This is a genomic window from Pseudoxanthomonas sacheonensis (assembly GCF_010093305.1).
Lineage (GTDB): Bacteria > Pseudomonadota > Gammaproteobacteria > Xanthomonadales > Xanthomonadaceae > Pseudoxanthomonas_A > Pseudoxanthomonas_A sacheonensis.
The window spans coordinates 44,862-63,014 of record NZ_PDWS01000005.1 but is presented as its reverse complement, the minus strand read 5'-3'; the positions used below and the strand labels follow the sequence as shown (position 1 = coordinate 63,014).

At 64.8% G+C, this 18,153-nt stretch carries 21 protein-coding genes; 14 read left to right on the top strand and 7 right to left on the bottom strand.

Annotation, left to right across the window (positions count from 1 at the left end):
- The first annotated feature begins 18 nt into the window (after nucleotides 1-18).
- Nucleotides 19-1,236: an RtcB family protein gene (locus CSC73_RS06365; RefSeq protein ID WP_163839585.1), complete on the top strand. Its 1,218-nt coding sequence runs from the start codon at nucleotides 19-21 to the stop codon at nucleotides 1,234-1,236.
- Between the two features lie 136 nt (nucleotides 1,237-1,372).
- Here the strand turns inward: CSC73_RS06365 and CSC73_RS06360 are convergent, their stop codons facing one another.
- The 3 genes from CSC73_RS06360 to CSC73_RS06350 all read right to left on the bottom strand — a co-directional run bounded on the left by CSC73_RS06360 (nucleotide 1,373) and on the right by CSC73_RS06350 (nucleotide 6,413).
- Nucleotides 1,373-3,040, bottom strand: a complete 1,668-nt coding sequence (locus CSC73_RS06360) for an ABC1 kinase family protein (protein ID WP_163839584.1) — start codon at nucleotides 3,038-3,040, stop codon at nucleotides 1,373-1,375.
- Nucleotides 3,041-3,162: 122 nt separating this feature from the next.
- Entirely contained in the window at nucleotides 3,163-5,661 is a 2,499-nt protein-coding gene (locus tag CSC73_RS06355) for an ABC transporter permease (protein WP_163839583.1), read from the bottom strand.
- Nucleotides 5,658-6,413, bottom strand: a complete 756-nt coding sequence (locus CSC73_RS06350) for an ABC transporter ATP-binding protein (protein ID WP_163839582.1) — start codon at nucleotides 6,411-6,413, stop codon at nucleotides 5,658-5,660. The genes CSC73_RS06355 and CSC73_RS06350 overlap by 4 nt, the downstream gene beginning before the upstream one ends.
- A 46-nt stretch (nucleotides 6,414-6,459) precedes the next feature.
- On the opposite strand from CSC73_RS06350, the gene CSC73_RS06345 reads away from it, so the two are divergent.
- From CSC73_RS06345 to CSC73_RS06330, 4 genes are all read left to right on the top strand, one after another.
- Nucleotides 6,460-7,149 (top strand): arylesterase, encoded by a 690-nt coding sequence (locus tag CSC73_RS06345; protein WP_163839581.1) that lies wholly within the window; start codon nucleotides 6,460-6,462, stop codon nucleotides 7,147-7,149.
- 130 nt (nucleotides 7,150-7,279) lie between these two features.
- Nucleotides 7,280-7,543, top strand: coding sequence for a hypothetical protein (locus CSC73_RS06340; protein ID WP_163839580.1), 264 nt, complete (start codon nucleotides 7,280-7,282; stop codon nucleotides 7,541-7,543).
- Between the two features lie 180 nt (nucleotides 7,544-7,723).
- Nucleotides 7,724-8,026: an antibiotic biosynthesis monooxygenase family protein gene (locus tag CSC73_RS06335; RefSeq protein ID WP_163839579.1), complete on the top strand. Its 303-nt coding sequence runs from the start codon at nucleotides 7,724-7,726 to the stop codon at nucleotides 8,024-8,026.
- Between the two features lie 83 nt (nucleotides 8,027-8,109).
- Nucleotides 8,110-8,376, top strand: a complete 267-nt coding sequence (locus CSC73_RS06330; RefSeq protein WP_163839578.1) for a hypothetical protein — start codon at nucleotides 8,110-8,112, stop codon at nucleotides 8,374-8,376.
- Between the two features lie 299 nt (nucleotides 8,377-8,675).
- Here the strand turns inward: CSC73_RS06330 and CSC73_RS06325 are convergent, their stop codons facing one another.
- The 3 genes from CSC73_RS06325 to CSC73_RS06315 all read right to left on the bottom strand — a co-directional run bounded on the left by CSC73_RS06325 (nucleotide 8,676) and on the right by CSC73_RS06315 (nucleotide 9,591).
- On the bottom strand, nucleotides 8,676-9,038 hold the full coding sequence (locus tag CSC73_RS06325) for a hypothetical protein (protein ID WP_163839577.1): 363 nt from the start codon (nucleotides 9,036-9,038) through the stop codon (nucleotides 8,676-8,678).
- Complete coding sequence (locus CSC73_RS06320) at nucleotides 9,038-9,250, bottom strand: carbon storage regulator (protein WP_425502279.1); 213 nt, start codon at nucleotides 9,248-9,250, stop codon at nucleotides 9,038-9,040. Before CSC73_RS06320 ends, CSC73_RS06325 begins: the two co-directional genes overlap by 1 nt.
- A 134-nt stretch (nucleotides 9,251-9,384) precedes the next feature.
- Nucleotides 9,385-9,591 carry a hypothetical protein gene (locus CSC73_RS06315; protein WP_163839576.1) on the bottom strand — a complete coding sequence of 69 codons (207 nt, stop codon included), beginning with the start codon at nucleotides 9,589-9,591 and terminating at the stop codon, nucleotides 9,385-9,387.
- A 552-nt stretch (nucleotides 9,592-10,143) separates the two neighbouring features.
- On the opposite strand from CSC73_RS06315, the gene CSC73_RS06310 reads away from it, so the two are divergent.
- From CSC73_RS06310 to CSC73_RS06285, 6 genes are all read left to right on the top strand, one after another.
- The gene (locus CSC73_RS06310; protein ID WP_163839575.1) at nucleotides 10,144-11,190 is read left to right on the top strand and encodes a transporter; all 1,047 of its coding nucleotides are present in this window, start codon (nucleotides 10,144-10,146) and stop codon (nucleotides 11,188-11,190) included.
- A gap of 324 nt (nucleotides 11,191-11,514) precedes the next feature.
- The gene (gene msrB / locus CSC73_RS06305; RefSeq protein ID WP_163839574.1) at nucleotides 11,515-11,982 is read left to right on the top strand and encodes a peptide-methionine (R)-S-oxide reductase MsrB; all 468 of its coding nucleotides are present in this window, start codon (nucleotides 11,515-11,517) and stop codon (nucleotides 11,980-11,982) included.
- A gap of 137 nt (nucleotides 11,983-12,119) precedes the next feature.
- Complete coding sequence (locus tag CSC73_RS06300) at nucleotides 12,120-12,689, top strand: DUF3016 domain-containing protein (RefSeq protein ID WP_163839573.1); 570 nt, start codon at nucleotides 12,120-12,122, stop codon at nucleotides 12,687-12,689.
- A gap of 372 nt (nucleotides 12,690-13,061) precedes the next feature.
- Nucleotides 13,062-13,829 carry a HipA family kinase gene (locus CSC73_RS06295; protein WP_163839707.1) on the top strand — a complete coding sequence of 256 codons (768 nt, stop codon included), beginning with the start codon at nucleotides 13,062-13,064 and terminating at the stop codon, nucleotides 13,827-13,829.
- The gene (locus CSC73_RS06290) at nucleotides 13,816-14,220 is read left to right on the top strand and encodes a DUF3037 domain-containing protein (RefSeq protein WP_163839572.1); all 405 of its coding nucleotides are present in this window, start codon (nucleotides 13,816-13,818) and stop codon (nucleotides 14,218-14,220) included. Before CSC73_RS06295 ends, CSC73_RS06290 begins: the two co-directional genes overlap by 14 nt.
- Nucleotides 14,221-14,365: 145 nt before the next feature.
- The gene (locus tag CSC73_RS06285) at nucleotides 14,366-14,836 is read left to right on the top strand and encodes a hypothetical protein (RefSeq protein ID WP_163839571.1); all 471 of its coding nucleotides are present in this window, start codon (nucleotides 14,366-14,368) and stop codon (nucleotides 14,834-14,836) included.
- Nucleotides 14,837-15,131: 295 nt separating this feature from the next.
- Here CSC73_RS06285 and CSC73_RS06280 read toward each other — a convergent pair whose 3' ends face one another.
- Entirely contained in the window at nucleotides 15,132-15,674 is a 543-nt protein-coding gene (locus CSC73_RS06280; RefSeq protein WP_163839706.1) for a DUF6630 family protein, read from the bottom strand.
- 146 nt (nucleotides 15,675-15,820) lie between these two features.
- Between CSC73_RS06280 and CSC73_RS06275 the strand changes: the two genes are divergently transcribed.
- From CSC73_RS06275 to CSC73_RS06265, 3 genes are all read left to right on the top strand, one after another.
- Nucleotides 15,821-16,099, top strand: coding sequence for a DUF4031 domain-containing protein (locus tag CSC73_RS06275; protein WP_163839570.1), 279 nt, complete (start codon nucleotides 15,821-15,823; stop codon nucleotides 16,097-16,099).
- Between the two features lie 84 nt (nucleotides 16,100-16,183).
- On the top strand, nucleotides 16,184-16,426 hold the full coding sequence (locus CSC73_RS06270; RefSeq protein ID WP_163839569.1) for a DUF3297 family protein: 243 nt from the start codon (nucleotides 16,184-16,186) through the stop codon (nucleotides 16,424-16,426).
- A gap of 71 nt (nucleotides 16,427-16,497) precedes the next feature.
- Nucleotides 16,498-18,126, top strand: a complete 1,629-nt coding sequence (locus tag CSC73_RS06265) for an MFS transporter (RefSeq protein ID WP_163839568.1) — start codon at nucleotides 16,498-16,500, stop codon at nucleotides 18,124-18,126.
- Nucleotides 18,127-18,153 lie beyond the last annotated feature (27 nt).

Below are 18,153 nucleotides of genomic sequence, written 5' to 3'. Positions count from 1 at the left end.
TTTTCAAGGAAGGACATCATGAGTACCAACTACGAATTACTGCATGCCGAAGGCAGCGCCACCCCGATCAAGGGCTGGGTGCGCGGCGTGCCGCTGGAAGACCAGGCCCACGCGCAGTTGCGCAACATCGCCAGCATCCCGTTCGTCGGGCCGTGGGTGGCGGTGATGCCGGACGTGCATCTGGGCAAGGGCGCGACGGTGGGCTCGGTCATCCCGACCCGCGGCGCGATCATCCCGGCCGCGGTCGGCGTGGACATCGGCTGCGGCATGGCCGCGGTGCGCACCACCCTGCGCGCCAGCGATCTGCCGGACAATCTGGCGCAATTGCGTTCGTCCATCGAGCGTGGCGTGCCGGTCGGCAACGGACCGGGCGGCGAGCATCGCCGCTTGCCGGACAGCCATGAGACGCGCATCGCGCAATCGGGATTGCACGCCGGGCTGGAGGCGATCAAGGCCAAGCACCGCAAGATCCGTACCGACAAGCTGGAACGCCAGATCGGCACGCTGGGTGGCGGCAACCATTTCATCGAAATCTGCCTGGACGAGACCGATGCGGTGTGGGTGATGCTGCACAGCGGCTCGCGCGGCACCGGCAACCTGATCGGCAGTTACTTCATCGAGCGTGCGCGCGAGCAGCTGGCGCACCGCGTGCTCGGTTTCCACTTGCCGGACAAGGACCTGGCTTTCTTCATGGAAGGCGAGCCTTTGTTCGACGATTATGTGGAAGCGGTGACGTGGGCGCAGGATTACGCGCGCCACAACCGCGAGGCGATGATGGCGCGTGTGCTGGCGGAAATGCGCCACCGCCTGCCGAAGTTCCAGCTGGAGAAGCTGGCGGTGAACTGCCACCACAACTACGTGCAGAAGGAAACGCACGGTGGCGAGGAACTGCTGGTGACCCGCAAAGGCGCGGTCAGCGCACGCGCGGGCGAGCTGGGCATCATCCCGGGCAGCATGGGCACGCGCAGCTACATCGTGCGCGGCAAGGGCAACGCGGACAGCTTCCACAGCTGCAGCCACGGCGCCGGCCGCGTGATGAGCCGTACGGCGGCCAGGCAGAACATCACCCTGGCCCAGCACCGGGAAGCCACCGCGCACGTGGAATGCCGCAAGGACGCGGCGGTGGTCGACGAATCGCCGGCCGCCTACAAGTCGATCGATGCGGTCATGGCCGCGCAGGCCGACCTGGTGGAAGTGGTGCATACCCTGCGCCAGGTGATCTGCATCAAAGGTTGATCAAGCCCGCAACCAACGGCGCCGCCCTTCACGGGGTGGCGCTTTCTTGTTGCTGGCGTAGGAGCGACGTGAGTCGCGAAACCATGGGCGCGGAGGTATGGTTTCGCGACTCACGTCGCTCCTACGTCGCAATTGGCTATTTCGCCTTTACCTTGCGGTCGCCGAACAGCGCGCTTATCACGATGCTCGCGCCCAGGCCTACGCCCAGCAGGAACAACAGCAGCGCCATGGTCGGATAGCCCCACAGGGTACTGCTGGTGGGTATGCGCATCATCAGCGCCGAAGCCAGGATCAGGGCGGCGGTGACCACGCCGGCGGCGATGCGGTTGGCGATCTTCTGCAGGCTTTCCATCAGATGCGATTCCTCCAGCCCGGTCACCCGCAGCTGCAAACGATTGTCAGCGACCACGTCGAGTATGTCGGCCAGCTTGCGCGGCCCGTCGCGCATCAGCGATTGCAGTTCCATAATTTCGCTGGCCAGGCTGGTAGAGGACAGCGACTGGCGCAGGCGCGCGCGCATGACATGCTGCAGGTGGTCTTCGACCGCCCGCTTGGCGTCGAATCCCGGCACCAGCAGCTGGCATACCGCATCCAGATTCAATAGCGTCTTGCCCAGCAGGCTCACTTCAGGGGGCGTGCGCAGACCGTGGGCGGTGGCCAGGCGCACCAGCTCCAGCACCACGCGTCCTTCCGACATCGAGGCGCTGTGGGCGGCGTATCGGGCTACCAGCTGCCCTACCTCACGGGTGAAACGCTCGTCGTCGTAGTCGTCCAGCGGGGTGCCCAAGGCGATGGCCTCCTGCGCGACCTGCTCGCCACGTCCATCGACCGCCGCGAAAAGAAGTTTGAGCATGCGTTCACGCTGGCGCGGCGGCACGTTGGCGACCATGCCCAGGTCGAAGATCGCCAGACGGCCGTCCGCCATGACGCGCAAGTTGCCGGGATGCGGATCGGCGTGGATCTCACCGTAGACGAACATCTGATCCAGATAGCCGTGCATCAGCGCATCGGCCAAAGGCTGCATCGGCTGTTCGGTGCGGCGCACGCCCGGCACCTGGTCCACGCGCGCGCCTTCCAGCAGTTGCATGGTCAGCACGCGGCGGCTGGTGAGGTCCCAGACCGGGCACGGCACGCACAGCTGCGGATACGGCGCCAGATGCTCGCCGAAACGCCCCAGATTCTGCGCCTCGGCCACGTAGTCGAGTTCGGCCATGAGCGTGCGGTTGAATTCGCCCAGCCAGTCGGCGAAATGCACGTGCCGGCCCACTTTGGTGATCCGGTCGGCCGCATTGGCCACGCCTCGCAGCAGCGAAAGATCAGCCGCCAACTGCGCGCCTACGCCCGGCTTCTGCACCTTGACCGCGACTGGCGTGCCGTCGCGCAGCGTGGCGCGGTGCACCTGGGCCAGCGAGGCGCAACCGATCGGCTCGGGATCGAACTGGCCGAATGCTTTGCTCAAGCGCACGCCCAGCTCCTCTTCGACCGCCTCGCGCACTTGCTCGAAGGGGATCGGGCCGACCTTTTCCTGCATGCGCTCCAGCGCCGTGGCGTAGGCGGGCGGCACTATGTCCGGACGCGTGGAAAGCATCTGCCCCAGCTTGACGAAGGTCGGGCCCAGCGCTTCGAGATCGCGGCTGAATTCCTCGGGGCTTCCTTCCGATTCGGACCGCTGCTCCAGCGACGGCTCCAAGGAAAGTCCGGAGAACACACCCGAATTGCGGTAGCGCCACAGGAAACGCAGGATCTGCGCTCTGCGTTCCATGCCACCGCCAGCCGCTGGCGCGTTGTGCAGGTTCGAATCCATCGCTCGACTCCATGCGGTTTGCAGCGAGTGTGTCCACGCACCGGTAATCGCACGGTGAAACGAGGCGCAAACATCCAACCACGCATGAATCCGGGCACGGACGCCGGGTCAGCGGCGCGATTTCAGCCCTGCAGCTCCCGCAACGTCACCGAAGGCGGCGCATCCAGCACACGGCGCGTGGCGAAAAGCCCCGCCGCCAGCGCAGCCAGCATGCCCAGCCCCCCGCCGATGACGGCAAGCGACCAGTTCGCCTTCCAGGGCAGATCGAACACCTGGGTGGCGATCACACCGGACAACACCGATGCGGCGATGGCCGCGACCAGCCCTGAAAGCAGGCCGATCGCCGCGAATTCCGACGCCTGCGCAAGCCGCAACTGCCGGCGGCTGCCGCCGAGCACGCGCATCACGCCGCCCTCCAGCAAGCGCTCGTCCTGGCTGGCGCTGACCGCCGCAAGCAATACCAGCACGCCTGCGGCCAGCGAGAACCAGAACACTACCTGGACCACGGTAGACACCTGGTCGGCGGTGCTGCGCACCTGCTTGAGCACCGCATCGACATCGATCACCGACAGGTTGGGGAAGCGCTCGACCAGCTGCGCGGTGAAACGCTTCTGTCCGGGCGGAACGCTCACCGCGGTGATGTAGCTGGCCGGGTAACCGTCCATCGATCCGGGCGAGGCGATCACGAAGAAATTGGGGCGGAAGCTTTCCCAATCCACGCTGCGCAGGCTGGTGATTTTTCCTTCGAACGGCTGGCCGGCGATATCGAAAGCCACGCGGTCGCCGAGCTTCCAGCCCAGTTGTTCGGCGAAACGCTCTTCGACCGACAGTTCCGGCGTGGCGGGCGTACGCCCGTTCCAAAACCTGCCGGCGGTGACCTTGTTGTCGTCGCGCAAAGTCGCGGCGGTGGAGAGGTTGAATTCGCGTTCGGCCCGGCGCCGCGCTTCCTGATCGTCCGCGTAATCGGCGCCGCTGGTGGGCTTGCCGTTGAGCGACACCAGGCGCCCGCGGATCATCGGGAACAACACGGGCGGTGCGATTTTCTGCTCGGCCATGAACGCGTTCACTTCCGCCTGCTGGTCTTCCTGCACATTGATGATGAAGCGGTTGGGCGCATCGGCAGCCAGGGAAAGCTGCCAGCGGTCCAGCAGGTCCGTACGCACGAAGGTCAAAAGCAACAGCGCCATCAATCCCAGGCCCAGCGCGGATACCTGCGCCACGCTGGTGCCCGCGCGGCGGCTCACGTTCGCCAGCCCATAACGCAGGCTGCCACGCAAACGCGAACGCAGGCGGCGCACCAGCAGGATCATCAGCCACGCCAGCAAGGCGAGCACCGCCAAAGTACCCAGGATGCCGAGCAGCATGGCGGTGCCCAAGGTCGCCGAACCCGCCTTCCACCACAGTAGCGCGCCCAGGCCGACGAAACCGGTCAACGCGACCAGCCACGCGCTGGGCTCGGTCGGATCCAGGTCGCGGCGCAGTACGCGCAATGCGGGCACACGGCGCAGCGCCAGCACCGGCGGCGCGCCGAAAGCCAGTAGCACGATCATGCCCACGCCGTACCCCTGCAACGCAGGCAACCAGCCTGCGGGGGGAATGGAGATCTTCATTTCCGCCTGCAACCAACTGCCGATCGCCCACTGCAGTCCGTAGGCGATCAACACGCCCGCCGTGCAGGCGATCAGGCCCAGCAGCACCAGTTCGCCCACATGGATGCCGACCAGGGTGCGCTGGCTGGCGCCGAGGCAGCGCATGACCGCGGTGCCGGAGAGATGGCGTTCGCTATGGCGGCGCGCCGCCATGGCCACGGCGACTGCGGCCAGCACGACCGATACCAACGCGGCCAACCCGAGGAAACGGCCGGCACGGTCCAGCGAGGAGCGGATTTCCGGGCGCGCGTCCTGGATGGTTTCCAGGCGCTGGCCGCGCGCGAGCGCCGGACGCGCGGTGGCGGTGAAACGTTCCACCGCAGCGGCATCGCCCGCCACCACCAATCGATAGCCCAGGCGGCTGCCTTCCTGCACCAGGCCGGTGGCCGGCACGTCGGCGAGATTGAGGAAAACCTTGGGCGCGACGTTGAAATAATCCATCGAAGCGTCGGGCTCCTGCACCACCAGCGCCGTCAGCCGCAGCCGCGAGTCGCCGATACCGATCCTGTCGCCGATCTTCGCGTCCAGCGTCTCGGCACCGGATTGGCTCATCCACAGCGTGCCGGGCGCGGGAATGCCCTGCGCGTCGTGTTCGGGAGCTCCAGTGGCGTCGACGATGCGGAAGCTGCCGCGCAGTGGAAAGCCTTCGCCCAAAGCGCGCAGGTCGCCCAGCCGCAGCTGCTCGCCTGCACGGATCATGCTGTCCAGGCTGAGCGTTTCGGTGCGCCGCAAGCCGGCGGCGTTGGCGGCCTCGCGCACGATGCCGGTGATGGGCGCGTCGCCGCGGACGACGGCATCGCCGCCCAGCAGGCGGTTGGCTTCGATCGCCAGCGCGCGCTCGGCGCGGTCGGTGACGAAGCCGACAGCGGTCACCGCCACCACCGCCAATACCAGTGCGGCGAACAGGATGCGGATATCGCCTGCGGCCGCATCGCGCAGCAATTGCCGCCACGCCATCCGCAAAGTCTTCATGCAGCGGCGCCTTCGACCGGCGCATCGTCGACAAGCGCGCCGCTGTCCAGGCGCAGGATGCGGCCGCAACGCCCGGCCAGATGCTCGTCGTGGGTGACCAGCACCAGCGTGGTGCCCGCCTCGGCATTCAAGGCGAACAGCAGCTCGATGATGGCCTGCCCGGTATGGGTGTCCAGGTTGCCGGTGGGTTCGTCGGCGAACAGCAGCGACGGCCGGGTGACGAACGCGCGCGCCAGCGCCACGCGCTGCTGCTCGCCGCCGGAAAGCTGACGCGGGTAGTGGCCCAGACGCTCGGCCAATCCCACCTTCTGCAGGATCTGCCGCGCCGGCGTTTCCGCATCGGCATCGCCGCGCAATTCCAGCGGCAGCATCACGTTCTCCAGAGCGGTCAATGAAGGCAGCAGCTGGAAACTCTGGAAGACGAAGCCGACCTTCTCGCCGCGCACCCGCGCGCGCCCGTCTTCATCCATGGTGGAAAGCGCTTCGCCATCGAGCGTCACACTGCCGTCGCTGGGACTGTCCAGCCCGGCCAGCAACGACAGCAAGGTACTCTTTCCCGAGCCGGAGGCACCGACGATCGCCACCGTGTCGCCATGGTCTATCCGGAAGCCCACGTCTTGCAGGATGGTCAGTTCGCCGGAAGGCAAAGGCACGCGCTTGCCCAGGGCGCTGACCTGCAATGCCGGACGCGGCTCTTGTGGTGCAAGCTTGGGCCGCGCGACTTCAGCGCGCAGTTCGGTGGAATCGGCCATGATGGTCCCTGGTGTTTGTCCACCCATGATCGGGAGACGTTGTTAAATGATTTTTAAGAGCTGGCTCTTCAAGAACTTGCGATATGCGGCGCCACGCAGCCGCATTCAATGTGCCATAGGTTGGGTGTTGCTGGTTTTCGCGACGCTGGTGCCGGCTTCGTTCGCGCAAACCGCGCCTGCCCAAGGCGCACGCACCATTCTGGTGATGGGGGATTCGCTATCGGCCGCCTACGGCCTCAGCGCTGCGCAGGGTTGGGTGGCGTTGACCGCCGACCGGGTGAACAAGACCCAGCCCGGCTGGCGCGTGGTCAACGCCAGCATCAGCGGCGAAACCACCGCCGGCGGCGCGTCCCGCATCGCCGGCGAGCTCAAACGCAACCGTCCCGCCGTGGTGGTGATCGAACTGGGCGCCAACGACGGTCTGCGCGGCCTTCCCCTGCAGCAGACCCGCAGCAACCTGGAACGCATGATCAAGCTGTCGCAGGCCGCCGGCGCCAAAGTGCTGCTGGTCGGCATGCGCATGCCGCCCAACCTGGGGCGCGACTACACGCAGGGCTTCGAGCGCACCTTCGGCGAACTTTCCAAACTCCACAAGACCGCTTTTCTGCCCTTCCTGCTGGAGCCCATCGCGCTGGACCGCGGCGCGTTCCAGGCCGACAACCTGCACCCCATCGCCACCGCCCAGCCGAAACTGCGCGATCACGTCTGGAAGGCCCTGTCTCCTTTGCTCGAATGAAGCGCCGTCGTCGGCTGAAACGGATCTCTTCACGCGGATTTGCCGCAATCACAACGCCAGCTTCATAAAAACCCAACAACGCGTTTGCGATGCTGCGCGTTGTCTGAAGAATCCCTACCGGAGAATTACGATGCGTGCTCTGTTCATTGGCGGCGTGGTCGACAACAGCGAAATGGATCTGGACGGCAACCAACCGCCCGTGCATTATCCGGAAAACAGCGGCAGCGGCCGCCCCCGCTACCGGCTGCACCAGGTCGGCCAGCGCGATGACGGCAGCATCGCCTATGCGGTGTACGGCGCGCCCGACCTGGCCGACCAGGAAGTGGAGCGGGTTGCCGACGAGCGCGGCTACGCCCGGCGTTTCGAAGCCACGCCCACGCTTGCCGCGCACTGAGCGGCCGGCGGATTGCCGGCGCAGGACGCGTCGGCGCAGCGGATATGCGATGCGCGGATGCACGATCCGGGCGCGGCTTCAAGTGTCGACAGGCATCCCATTACTTTTCCGAATGCTTAACCTTCCAGCCGGCGCACAGCCCTAGGATGGAAAGTCGCAATTCCATGAGCATGTCCGATCATGAACTCGCCCTACGGTTATGGATTGGCCACCAAGGCGCGAGCGCTTCCGGGCAAGCATGAGCTTCTGGTCGAAGCGCTCGAAGAAGTCACGCGTCTGGTTTTCAACGTTCCCGGCTGCCTGAGCTACGTGGTGAGCACCCTGCCCGCCGAACCCGACGCGGTCTTCATCACCGAGTTCTGGGACCACCCCGACTCCCAGCGTTCGGCCTTCGCGATGGCGGGCATCTATGAAGTGGCCTTGCGCTTCCATGCCTTGTCCACCGACATCGAACAGCACGAACTGCAGCCCCTGGCCAGCTGACCACCGCAGCGGCGAAGAGCGGGCTTGAAGTAGGGTTTTTCCTACGCGACAGAGGGTCATCGCCCTAATGCGATTCGTGCCGCATGGGTCCAGGATGCTTCTGCGGCGCCAGCATCGCCGCAGGAGAATCCGACATGCAGCAGCGCTTGATGTTCACTATCGTGTCCACGCGCAGTGGCTGGCAACTCTATGAAGGCGACCAGGGCCGGTTATGGTTCGCATCGCGCAGCGACGCCATGGAAACCGCCGACTTGATGGCGACGTCCCTGCACGAGAACCACGGCATTCCCACCGCAGTGGTCATGGACATGGCCGGCCGCGAGTCGGTCATGCTCATCTGTCACGGCTGAATATGGGCAACGACAATCCGACGACGGCACGGCCCGTTGAGAATCGTGGATGAGTTCGCCTACCGGCAAGGCGGCCAGAAATATCCAAAAACCCCCGCCCGTAGACAGGGGCGCTGAATCACGGACGGAGATCCGCTTCAACCGATGCAGGTTTTCTTGCGCGCGGCACTCTGCACCTAATCCGCGGACGGGCGGCTAACAAGTATCCCGTGTGGACCGCGCCGTCTGAACCCACGCGGGAAAAAGCGCCCCTGAACACCCTATTTGCGGTTGCCAGCTCGTCGGCATGGCTCCCCTTCCTATTTCCACCGCCACGTGAAAATCCAACTCATCGCCTTGATGCTTTCCTCGCTCAGCCAGGGATGTCTCCTCTTCATTTCCTTACCGGCCCATTCGGCGGCCGCAACCAAGGAATGCCTTGACCAATCCGGCTTCAACGCAGCGAATTCACCCAGTATCGGGCGCACTTTCTCTTCAAGCGCAGGCGCCCGCTCGCTGCCGAACTCCTTTTCAATCCGTGCCGCGTCCTCCTTGGGATAGGGCTCAACGCCATACCCCGAAAATCTGACGAGCGCCAGGCTAACGTCATCCATGGACATAAGGTCAACCTCTTGGACACGCTGCGGCACCAATCCGGAACAAGATTTCTGCGCTGGATTCATCAATGGTTCTCCTCGGGCTCATTGTCCCGGATAGGGCGATAGATCTCCTCGCGGTGCACGGGCGCCTCGAACGGAGCCGCGATGCCGACCCGCACCTGATTTCCGACTTCGCTCAAGACCGTCACGGCAATCGTGCCGCCGATAATGATCGCGTCACCGACGCGCCAGGCCAGGCCATGATCAACAGAGCTCGTTCTGACAGCAGTAGACACGCGATGACATCGCAGGCCAAAACGCGAGATGGAACGGATCAGTCACTTGGAGTCCCCGCGCGTGGGCCCTGCCTTCGTCGGCCCGCTTTGCCGTCCTGACTCGCTTGCAAAGCATTCCCTACAAAAATTGCTCTCTAATCAAAGCCGGCGCCGCTGGATCCATCGAATTCTTCGGCACAATGAATACCTCCGTCAGATATACGGGGGCGCTCACTTATGAGGGGCTTCATCTGGTTATCAGTCGTTGCATTCCCAAAATAATTTCCTGTCAACTCATCGAACACTTTCGTCAAAAGCCAAGCTCCATAGCTATCTTTTTTTCCTGATGAATTTCTAGCCATCGCCCATCCTGGTTCGCAGCATGTTCAGCAGCCGCAATAAGCATGTATGCGAGCCCCGCCTTCGAGGCCCACTCCTAGTGCCTATGACCGCCCATAGAAAGAGAATGTCATTCTATTGACACGCTCGGCGCCTATCCGCACGAACCGACGAACCCTGCGTTCGTGCTTTGAGAACGACCGAGGCTATAGCCATGAATTCTTCGCTGATAATGTGAGTTCGATTACCCGTGTTTCGGCGGTATGAAGCGCCGCGAACGCAATGCAATCCCGCCGCGCCAACCGCCGGCGCGATGGCGATGTTCCTGCAGGAAAACACGGCATGCCTAACGCAATGGCCATGGACATCGGCGCGGTCCGCGCCAGGCAGCGGACCGATGCCGCAGGTGTCCTCGTCGTCGTTTGCGCCTCACTCAAGGGGACGGCCACGGCCGTCCCCTTTTCATGGCTGCGCTCCGGCCGAAGCGGGCAAAACCTCCCTTGTCACAAAACTGGCATGACGCCCGCGTAGCTTTCCTGTCACCAGACTGTCTTGGAAGCCGGGTCCGCCTCCAAATGCTCGTCCCCACCGCTGAAGCCCCTCCCTTCAACGGCATGCCCTGTCTGGTGTGGGCCTATGCCTTCGATACCGAAGGCAGCGCCCACGGTCTGGAAGTGGAGATGCTGACTCCCGCCGCACTGGCTGCCGTGCGGGCCAGCCACCCTTGGCTATGGCTGCATTTCAACACCAGCGACGCGCGTACGGCCCAGGCCATTGCCCAGCTGCAGTTGCCCGAGGCGGCCAGCGAAGCGCTGCTCTCGCACGACACCCATGTCAGCCTGCATCTCGAAGGCGACACTGCGTACGGCGTGTTCGTGGACTGGCGCCACCAGCGCGGCAGCGATCACAGCAAGCAATCCTTCGCCCGCGGCGACACCGAGGTGGGCTGGCTGCATTTCGCGCTGGCCGAGGGCTTGATCGTCAGCGCGCGGCGCCATGCGCTGCGCTCGGTGGAACAGGTGCGCCAGCATGTGCGTGGCGGCGTGCGCTTCGATTCGGCGGCGGAAGTGCTGGAAGCCATCGTCGAACAGTTCGCCGCCTCCGTCGCCCACGCCACGCTGGAGCTGGGCGAGGAGCTGGACCATATCGAGGACCGCGTACTCGCCGACCGCATCGGCGAGGAGCGCCGCGACCTGGCCTTGCTGCGGCGCCAGGCCGTGCACATGCACCGCCCGCTGACCGCGCTGCGGCGGGTGCTGCGCCAATTCGAGCAGCGCTACGCCGCCGCTTCTTCGCACGCACTGCTGCCCGCAGCTACGCGGCTGTCGCAGCGCTTCGACGAACTGGACAGCGACGTGGCCACGCTGCATGAGCGTGCACGGCTGCTGCAGGACGAAGTAGCCGCGAAACTGGCCGAACAGACCAACCGGCATTTGTTCGTGCTGTCCGTGGTCACCGCACTGCTGCTGCCGCCCACTTTGGTGGTGGGCGTGTTCGGCATGAACATGGAGAACCTGCCCTTGCTGCAAAGCGCCCATGGGTTCGGCATCGCCATGGGGTTGTGCGTGGCTTCCAGCGTACTCGTGTACGCATTGTTGCGAAGGTTCGGCGTGGGAGGCTGAGCAGCGGCGTCAGCAACCCGTTGGCGTTGAGCCTGCCCAAAATCCCGTTCGTGGCGAGCCTGTCGAAGATCCCGTTCTTGGTGAGCCTGTCGAACCATGCTCTGTGCGATCCGCGTCAATTCGCGATAGCTCGTTTTCCCTTCAAAAAGCATGGTTCGACAGGCTCACCACAAACGGGATTAAGATCGCTCCTGATTTCCAAAGCGGTATCTCTGTGGAAATAGGGCCAGCGCATCCCCATATCGCAGCCAGGCAGGCTTCATGGGCCTTCGCGCGCAGCGAATATCCGACCCTGCAAACTTCAACCTCGACCAGGAGTCCCGCATGAGCGCATTCGACCTCGCCCCGCCCAGCCCCGCCCAGCGCCAGCAGCTGATCGATGGCCTGAACAGCGAAGAGCGCCGGGTGTTGCTGGAGCACGGAACCGAGGCGGCCTTCTGCGGCGTCTTCCTGGACAACAAGCTGGAGGGCGTCTACACCTGCCGGCTGTGCGGGCTTCCGCTGTTCCGGTCCAGCGCCAAGTTCGACTCCGGCACCGGCTGGCCCAGCTTCTTCAAGCCCTACGACGATGCGCATGTGAAGACCCTCCGCGACACCAGCTACGGCATGATCCGCACCGAAATCGTCTGCGCGCGCTGCGGCAGCCACCTGGGCCACGTTTTCCCGGATGGCCCCCCGCCGACCGGCGAGCGCCATTGCCTCAATTCGGTATCGCTGGGTTTCACCGAACAAGGGGCGGCGCTGCCCGATCCTCTGCATCGCGGCGGTGCGGAGGCGGGCTCCGCGGGCTGACGGCGCGCCGCTCCGCTGAACGCGGCGCAACGGCGGCGCAACGAATCCGGGGTTTGCCGCGTATGGGAAGCCGAGGAGAGCAGAATCGCGTTGCCGCCGTGCGCTCCCGCAATGTTCCCGTCAACGGAGTCATCCCCATGAAAACATCTTCCCTGTTCGCAGGCATCCTGCTGGCGCTGTTCCTCGCCGGTCCGGTGGCCGCCAAGTCGCGCAACGTGACCGATCCTGACGCCCCGCGCAGTCTGCCCGCCGAAGGCCCGGTCAGCGTGGACTGGACCGATCCCGCGCAGTTCTCCGATATCCGCTACAGCGGCAACCGCTGGGAAGCCAAGCGCGGCAACTGGGTCGAACAACTGGCCCAGTATCTGCAGAATAGCGCCGCCAAGAAGCTGCCGCCCGGCGAGCGACTGCAGGTCACCATTACCGACATCAAGCGCGCCGGCCAGTACGAGCCCTGGCGCGGACCCAACCTGCAGGACACGCGCTTCGTGCGCGACATCTACCCGCCGCGTATCTCGCTGACCTTCAAGCGCACGGACGCACAAGGCAATGTCATCGACCAGGGCGAACGCAAGCTGGTCGACACCGCGTTCCTCATGGGCAACAGCATGCTGAGCAACAGCGATCCGCTGCGTTACGAAAAAGGCCTGCTGGACGATTGGCTGCGCCGAGAATTCAAACCGGAAGCAGAGCTCAGCGCGCGCTGATGCAACGATAGCCGCGGCGCAGGCGAGTGCCCGCCGCAGTGGAGCGTCGTTGGCCTTGTAGTGCCGAGCTTGCTCGGCTGCTCTTGGCCTAAGCATCACCTCATCCGTCATCCCAGCGAAAGTTGGGACCTATTTCGGCCATACCTTTTCCATACCTTTTCCGTTCGTATTTTCTTTGCGGAAGCAAAAAAAGCAAAATCAAGATGGATTCCAGCTTTCGCTGGGATGACGAAGAACGATGATGCTTACGGGCTTGCCGGTACCGCCGCTTTCTTCACAGGGATGCGGCCTGCACGATGCGCCTGCACGGCGGCAATGCTGTTCTTTTCCCGACATCCCGCTGGCCAGAGCCGGTATCCTAGCCGCATGCCGCTGCGCACCGTCTCCGCCACCCGCTACGTCACCCCGCTGCGCGAAGGCGGATCGATGCCCGCCGTGGTCGAGGCCGACGACGAAGGCATGTACGTGCTCAAGTTCCGCGGCGCCGGCCAGGGCGCGAAGGCGCTGGTGGCCGAGCTGATCGCGGGGGAAATCGCCCGCGCGCTGGATCTGCCCATCCCCGAGATCGTGCTGCTGGAACTGGATCCCGAGCTGGCGCGCACCGAACCGGACCCGGAAATCCAGCACCTGATCCGGGAAAGCGCAGGCTTGAACCTGGCCCTGGACTACCTGCCGGGCGCGGTGAACTTCGATCCGCTGGCCGAGCAACCTTCGGAGGAACTCGCCTCGCGGATCGTCTGGTTCGACGCCTATGTCAGCAACGTCGACCGCACGCCGCGCAACACCAACCTGCTGATGTGGCACCGGCGGCTGCACCTGATCGATCACGGCGCGGCGCTGTATTTCCATCATGGCTGGGACGGCGGCAGCGCCAATGCCGGCAATCCGTTCAAGTTGATCAAGGACCACGTGCTGCTGCCGTGGGCGGCGGCGTTGCCCGAAGCGGACGCGGCGCTTGCGGCGAAGCTCGACCGCAACGTCCTGCAGGGCATCGTGGCGCAGGTGCCGGACGGCTGGCTGCTCAATGCCGACGCCTTCGCCGACCCGGCCACGCAACGCGCCGCCTATGTGGAGTATCTGTTGCGGCGCCTGGACGAGCGCCAGTCTTTCGTGCAGGAGGCGATCCATGCGCGCCGATAATCCCGGCAACAACCATTACGACTATGCGGTGGTCCGGGTGGTGCCGCGGGTGGAGCGCGAGGAATTCGTCAATGTCGGCGTGATCCTTTCCTGCGAAGCTTCGCGTTACCTGGAAGCGCGCATCGAACTGGACGAAGCCCGCGTGCTGGCGCTTGCGCCCGACCTGGACATGGAATCGCTGCGCCGGCATCTGGATACCATTCCCGCGATCTGCCGCGGCGGACCGGGCGCCGGGCCCATCGGCCTACTGCCGCAGCGCGCGCGCTTCCACTGGCTCACCGCCAAACGCAGTTCAATCATCCAGACCTCGCCCGTTCACATGGGAAAATGCGGCGACATGCCGACGATCATGGAGCATCTGCTGCAGAGCATGGTGCGGCTCAAGCGCTGAACGCGACGGCGGGAATTCCGCCGGATCGCAATACTCCCTGGCTGCGCTCGCATGTCCTTAACATTTTGTTCCACACAATCGGGCTCCTCGCGTTGCCGCCATCGCGCTTCTGGGAGCGGCGCGCGGCATCCTGGAGTAGCACTGCATGAACCAGAAGCTCAAAGCCGGCTCCGTTGAGCTGGAAATGGCGTTCATCGACTGGATCAAGAAGAACGCCTACCACCCGGCCGAAGCGATAGACCCTTTCATGGAACGGTCCGAATACGTCCGCAATGCGGTCGATACGGTGGTCGAACATGCGCGCAAGAAGATCGTCGAGGGCACCCGCCAGCACCTGACACGGCTGGCGGAAGACACCGTGTTCATCGCCCAGTTCCCCATGGTCTACGGCTGCAAGAACCTGGACGACAAGGACATGCGCTACACGGTCTCCCTGACCATCGGCGAGGCGGAAGCCGAATGGGTCGGCAGGGTATGGGCCGATGGCGAGTATCTGGGCGAAGTGCACGGCAGCGGCAGCGGCCCCAAGACCAACTATCTGGAACTGGCGCGGATGCACATCGAATCCCACATCCGTTGCGCTGGCCCGTTCAAACCGCGCCTGCGCAAGAGTTGAGCCGGCCGCGGCCGGATCGACAGCGAGGTGTAAAGAAAACATAGCGCGTCCGTCGCAACCGATTAACGGTTGCGCGCCTACAAAGCGGGACCGGCGGCAATTCCGCTCGCCGGCGACCTCTCACCAGGAGTTTGTCCATGAACACATGCGCCAACCACGACCTGCATATCGGCGGCGACGAGGAAGAGTAGCAAGAAGAGCAATCCGCACGCCTGCGGCGGAGTCCTGCCTGCGATGCTTGTAAGCCCGCCGATCGGGCGGCCAACGCATCGCAGGCAGCACGCTCGCCGGGCAGCTAGAACGAATCGCTGCCCGGACGCAGCTCGATGTTCAGCGCCACCGCCACCAGCCGCATGGCTTCTTCGTCGCGGCTCGAGGTGATCCAGCCGCCATAGCTGTCGCTGCCCGTATCCCAGGTCCACAGGGTGTAGCCGTGTTCGCGCAGGCGGTCGTAGGCGGTGGACATCAGCGCCGGCACATCGGTGCCGTCCAGGAAATCCTCGTCCGAAGGATCGCCGCCCCAGTCGATCTCCAGGTTCCAGCGCCGCACCAGCTCGGTGACGCTGTCGATGAAGGACTCCTTGTCCTTCCAGTCGACGAAGAAGCCGGAGGTCCAATCGATCGCATCCTTCAGCACCCACACCGGCTCGGCTTCTTCACCGGCTTCCTGCAGCGCCTCGCGGTAATGCGAAAACTGGCGCAGGGCGGTTTCCTCGTCGCCGGGATTGACCAGCAGCAGCAACTGCCAGACCAGCGCCTCGGTGGTCAGTTCGTCGGCTTCCTCGAGGTCCTGGGGATCGGCTTCGTTGTCGCCGTAGTCGGCTTCGTTGTCGGGCATGGCCATGGCGGCAGCTGGGGAAAACGGATTCGGGCATCGATAGTGGCGCTTGGCGGGCGACTTGGAAAGCGTTTCCCCATCCGACTCCAATCGGCCCCGGAAAGCTATCGTTCGCGGATGCCCGGCAATTATGGAAAACTGGCCGCATGACCGTTTACGTAGACGATGCGGTGACCTGGTGGCGCGGCCAGCGTTGGGCGCATCTGATGGCCGACACGCTGGACGAACTGCACGCCATGGCCGCGCAACTGGGCATGCCGCGGCGCGCTTTCCAGGACAAGACCAGCGGCGCGCACTACGACGTGACTGTTGAACTGCGCGAACAGGCGCTGCGGCTGGGGGCGGTAGCGATTTCCCGCCACACCGACCGCGAACTGGTGCGCGCGGTGATCCGCAACGCCAAGACGCAAGCCACGCAACCGTAGGGTGGGCCCTGGCCCACCCCACGTCGTTCCTCTTTGCTTCGTTTATCCTGTCGTTCCTCATTTTGACTTCGTTGACCCGCCACCATGTCCGACACGCCTCCCGACCATCTGGCCATCAATCCCGCCAGCCCCTTCCACGACGCGACCGCCATCGACCGTGGCGTGGGCATCCGTTTCAACGGCATCGAGCGCGACAACGTGGAGGAATACAGCGTCAGCGAGGGCTGGATACGCGTGCAGGTCGGCAAGTCGAAGGACCGCCGCGGCAACCCGATGACCATCAAGGTCAAGGGCGAAGTGGTCGCGTATTACCGCGATATCGCCTGAAAGCGCCGTTCTCCGCCGGTGCGGGCCTCGCCATTTGCTAGGCTGCGCGCACCTCGGGCGCAGCTAATCCCATGAAAACCAGCGGCATCTCGTTCCACCACCCGTTCGCGTTCTGGTTCGGGTGCCTGCTGGTGCTGGCCGGTGTCCTGGCCCACGTGCCGATGTTCATGATGGGCCAGCATACGCACTGGCAGATGGTCGGCATGCCGATGAGCACCGAGATGTGGATCGGCATGGCGCTGATCCCGGTCGGCCTGGCGCTGTCCATGTACGGGCTGATGCCGCGCATGGAGCAGATGCGCAACACCGCGCAGGGCGCGCGCGACCACCGCTATTTCCATATCGCCGACGGCGTTCCGCTCAATCGCGAGCATTGGACGCTGGTGATCGTGCTGATCGTGGCGCTGGCGGTGGATGTGATGAAGCCGGCCACGCTCGGCTTCGTCATGCCCGGCATGAGCGCCGAGTACGAGATCACCAAGGCCAAGGCCAGCCTGCTGGCGTTGTTCGCGCTGACCGGCACTACCGTGGGTTCGGTGCTATGGGGGCGGATGGGCGATCTGTTCGGACGCCGCGCGGCGATCCTGCTGTCGGCGCTGATGTTCATGGGCACGGCGATCTGCGGGGCCATGCCCAGTTTCAACTGGAACCTGGCCATGTGCTTCCTGATGGGCGCTTCGGCGGGCGGCCTGCTGCCCATCGCCTTCACCCTGATGGCCGAGACTATTCCCGCCGCGCACCGCGGCTGGCTGCTGGTGGCTCTGGGCGGCATCGGCACTTCCGCCGGCTACCTGCTCGCCTCGGGCGCGGCGGCCATCCTGGAACCGATGTTCAGCTGGCGCGTGCTGTGGCTGCTGGGCCTGCCGACCGGCGCGCTGATCGTGTTCCTAAACCGCTGGATCCCCGAATCGCCGCGCTTCCTTTCCAACGCGGGGCTGGAGAACGAAGCGCGCGCGGTGTTGAAGAAATTCTCCGGCGCGTCTCCTGCCGCGATCGAGGCGGACGACTCTCCCGATGCGGCCGGCAGCGTGATCGACGAACAGCATCCGGTGGTGGGCATGCGCCAGCTGCTGCGCGGCCGCCATGCCAGCATCACCTGGGGGTTGCTGGTCTGCGGCGTGGCGTGGGGATTGGCGAACTTCGGCTTCTTGCTGTGGCTGCCCACCAATCTGGTGGAACTGGGCGTTGACGCCAAGGGCGCAAGCGCGTTGCTGGCGCGTTCGGCGATCCTGGCGCTGCCCGGCATCGCCGTGGTGGTGTGGCTTTACCACCACTGGAGCAGCATCCGCGCACTGGTGCTGTTCATCGCCTTGACCACGCTGTCGCTGCTGGCGTTCTGCGCGATGAGCTGGATGCAGCTGCAGTCGGCGACCGCTACCGTCGTGGCCACCGCCGCGTTGCTGATCAGCGTCAGCGGCGTGATCGCGATGCTGATCCCCTATGCGGCGGAAATCTATCCGGTGCATCTGCGCGCGACCGGCTCGGGCGTGGTCGCGGCCAGCTCCAAGTTCGGCGGCATTCTGGGCGCGGGCCTGGGCGTGGTCGGCTTTTTCGAGAACTTCCTGCTGTCGGCGCTGCTGATCGCGTTGCCGATGGCGGTTTCGGGCGTGATGCTGCTGCGCAGCGGCATCGAGACGCGCGGGCATGGGCTGGAGGATATCCAGCGGGCGCTGTCACGCGAACAGCGCCAAGAGCCATGAGTAGGTCGGGGCTACGCCCCCAACGCA

Excerpts from the sequence above, each read along its gene's own strand:
- CSC73_RS06270 (WP_163839569.1), top strand. The coding sequence starts at position 16,184 with ATGTCCGACACGCCTCCCGACCATCTGGCCATCAATCCCGCCAGCCCC.
- CSC73_RS06350 (WP_163839582.1), bottom strand. The coding sequence starts at position 6,413 with ATGGCCGATTCCACCGAACTGCGCGCTGAAGTCGCGCGGCCCAAGCTT.
- CSC73_RS06345 (WP_163839581.1), top strand. The coding sequence starts at position 6,460 with ATGATTTTTAAGAGCTGGCTCTTCAAGAACTTGCGATATGCGGCGCCA.
- CSC73_RS06335 (WP_163839579.1), top strand. The coding sequence starts at position 7,724 with ATGAACTCGCCCTACGGTTATGGATTGGCCACCAAGGCGCGAGCGCTT.
- CSC73_RS06285 (WP_163839571.1), top strand. The coding sequence starts at position 14,366 with ATGAACCAGAAGCTCAAAGCCGGCTCCGTTGAGCTGGAAATGGCGTTC.
- CSC73_RS06300 (WP_163839573.1), top strand. The coding sequence starts at position 12,120 with ATGAAAACATCTTCCCTGTTCGCAGGCATCCTGCTGGCGCTGTTCCTC.
- CSC73_RS06280 (WP_163839706.1), bottom strand. The coding sequence starts at position 15,674 with ATGCCCGACAACGAAGCCGACTACGGCGACAACGAAGCCGATCCCCAG.
- CSC73_RS06325 (WP_163839577.1), bottom strand. The coding sequence starts at position 9,038 with ATGAATCCAGCGCAGAAATCTTGTTCCGGATTGGTGCCGCAGCGTGTC.
- CSC73_RS06340 (WP_163839580.1), top strand. The coding sequence starts at position 7,280 with ATGCGTGCTCTGTTCATTGGCGGCGTGGTCGACAACAGCGAAATGGAT.
- CSC73_RS06365 (WP_163839585.1), top strand. The coding sequence starts at position 19 with ATGAGTACCAACTACGAATTACTGCATGCCGAAGGCAGCGCCACCCCG.
- CSC73_RS06360 (WP_163839584.1), bottom strand. The coding sequence starts at position 3,040 with ATGGATTCGAACCTGCACAACGCGCCAGCGGCTGGCGGTGGCATGGAA.
- CSC73_RS06265 (WP_163839568.1), top strand. The coding sequence starts at position 16,498 with ATGAAAACCAGCGGCATCTCGTTCCACCACCCGTTCGCGTTCTGGTTC.
- CSC73_RS06290 (WP_163839572.1), top strand. The coding sequence starts at position 13,816 with ATGCGCGCCGATAATCCCGGCAACAACCATTACGACTATGCGGTGGTC.
- CSC73_RS06330 (WP_163839578.1), top strand. The coding sequence starts at position 8,110 with ATGGGTCCAGGATGCTTCTGCGGCGCCAGCATCGCCGCAGGAGAATCC.
- msrB (WP_163839574.1), top strand. The coding sequence starts at position 11,515 with ATGAGCGCATTCGACCTCGCCCCGCCCAGCCCCGCCCAGCGCCAGCAG.
- CSC73_RS06315 (WP_163839576.1), bottom strand. The coding sequence starts at position 9,591 with ATGGCTAGAAATTCATCAGGAAAAAAAGATAGCTATGGAGCTTGGCTT.
- CSC73_RS06355 (WP_163839583.1), bottom strand. The coding sequence starts at position 5,661 with ATGAAGACTTTGCGGATGGCGTGGCGGCAATTGCTGCGCGATGCGGCC.
- CSC73_RS06275 (WP_163839570.1), top strand. The coding sequence starts at position 15,821 with ATGACCGTTTACGTAGACGATGCGGTGACCTGGTGGCGCGGCCAGCGT.
- CSC73_RS06310 (WP_163839575.1), top strand. The coding sequence starts at position 10,144 with ATGCTCGTCCCCACCGCTGAAGCCCCTCCCTTCAACGGCATGCCCTGT.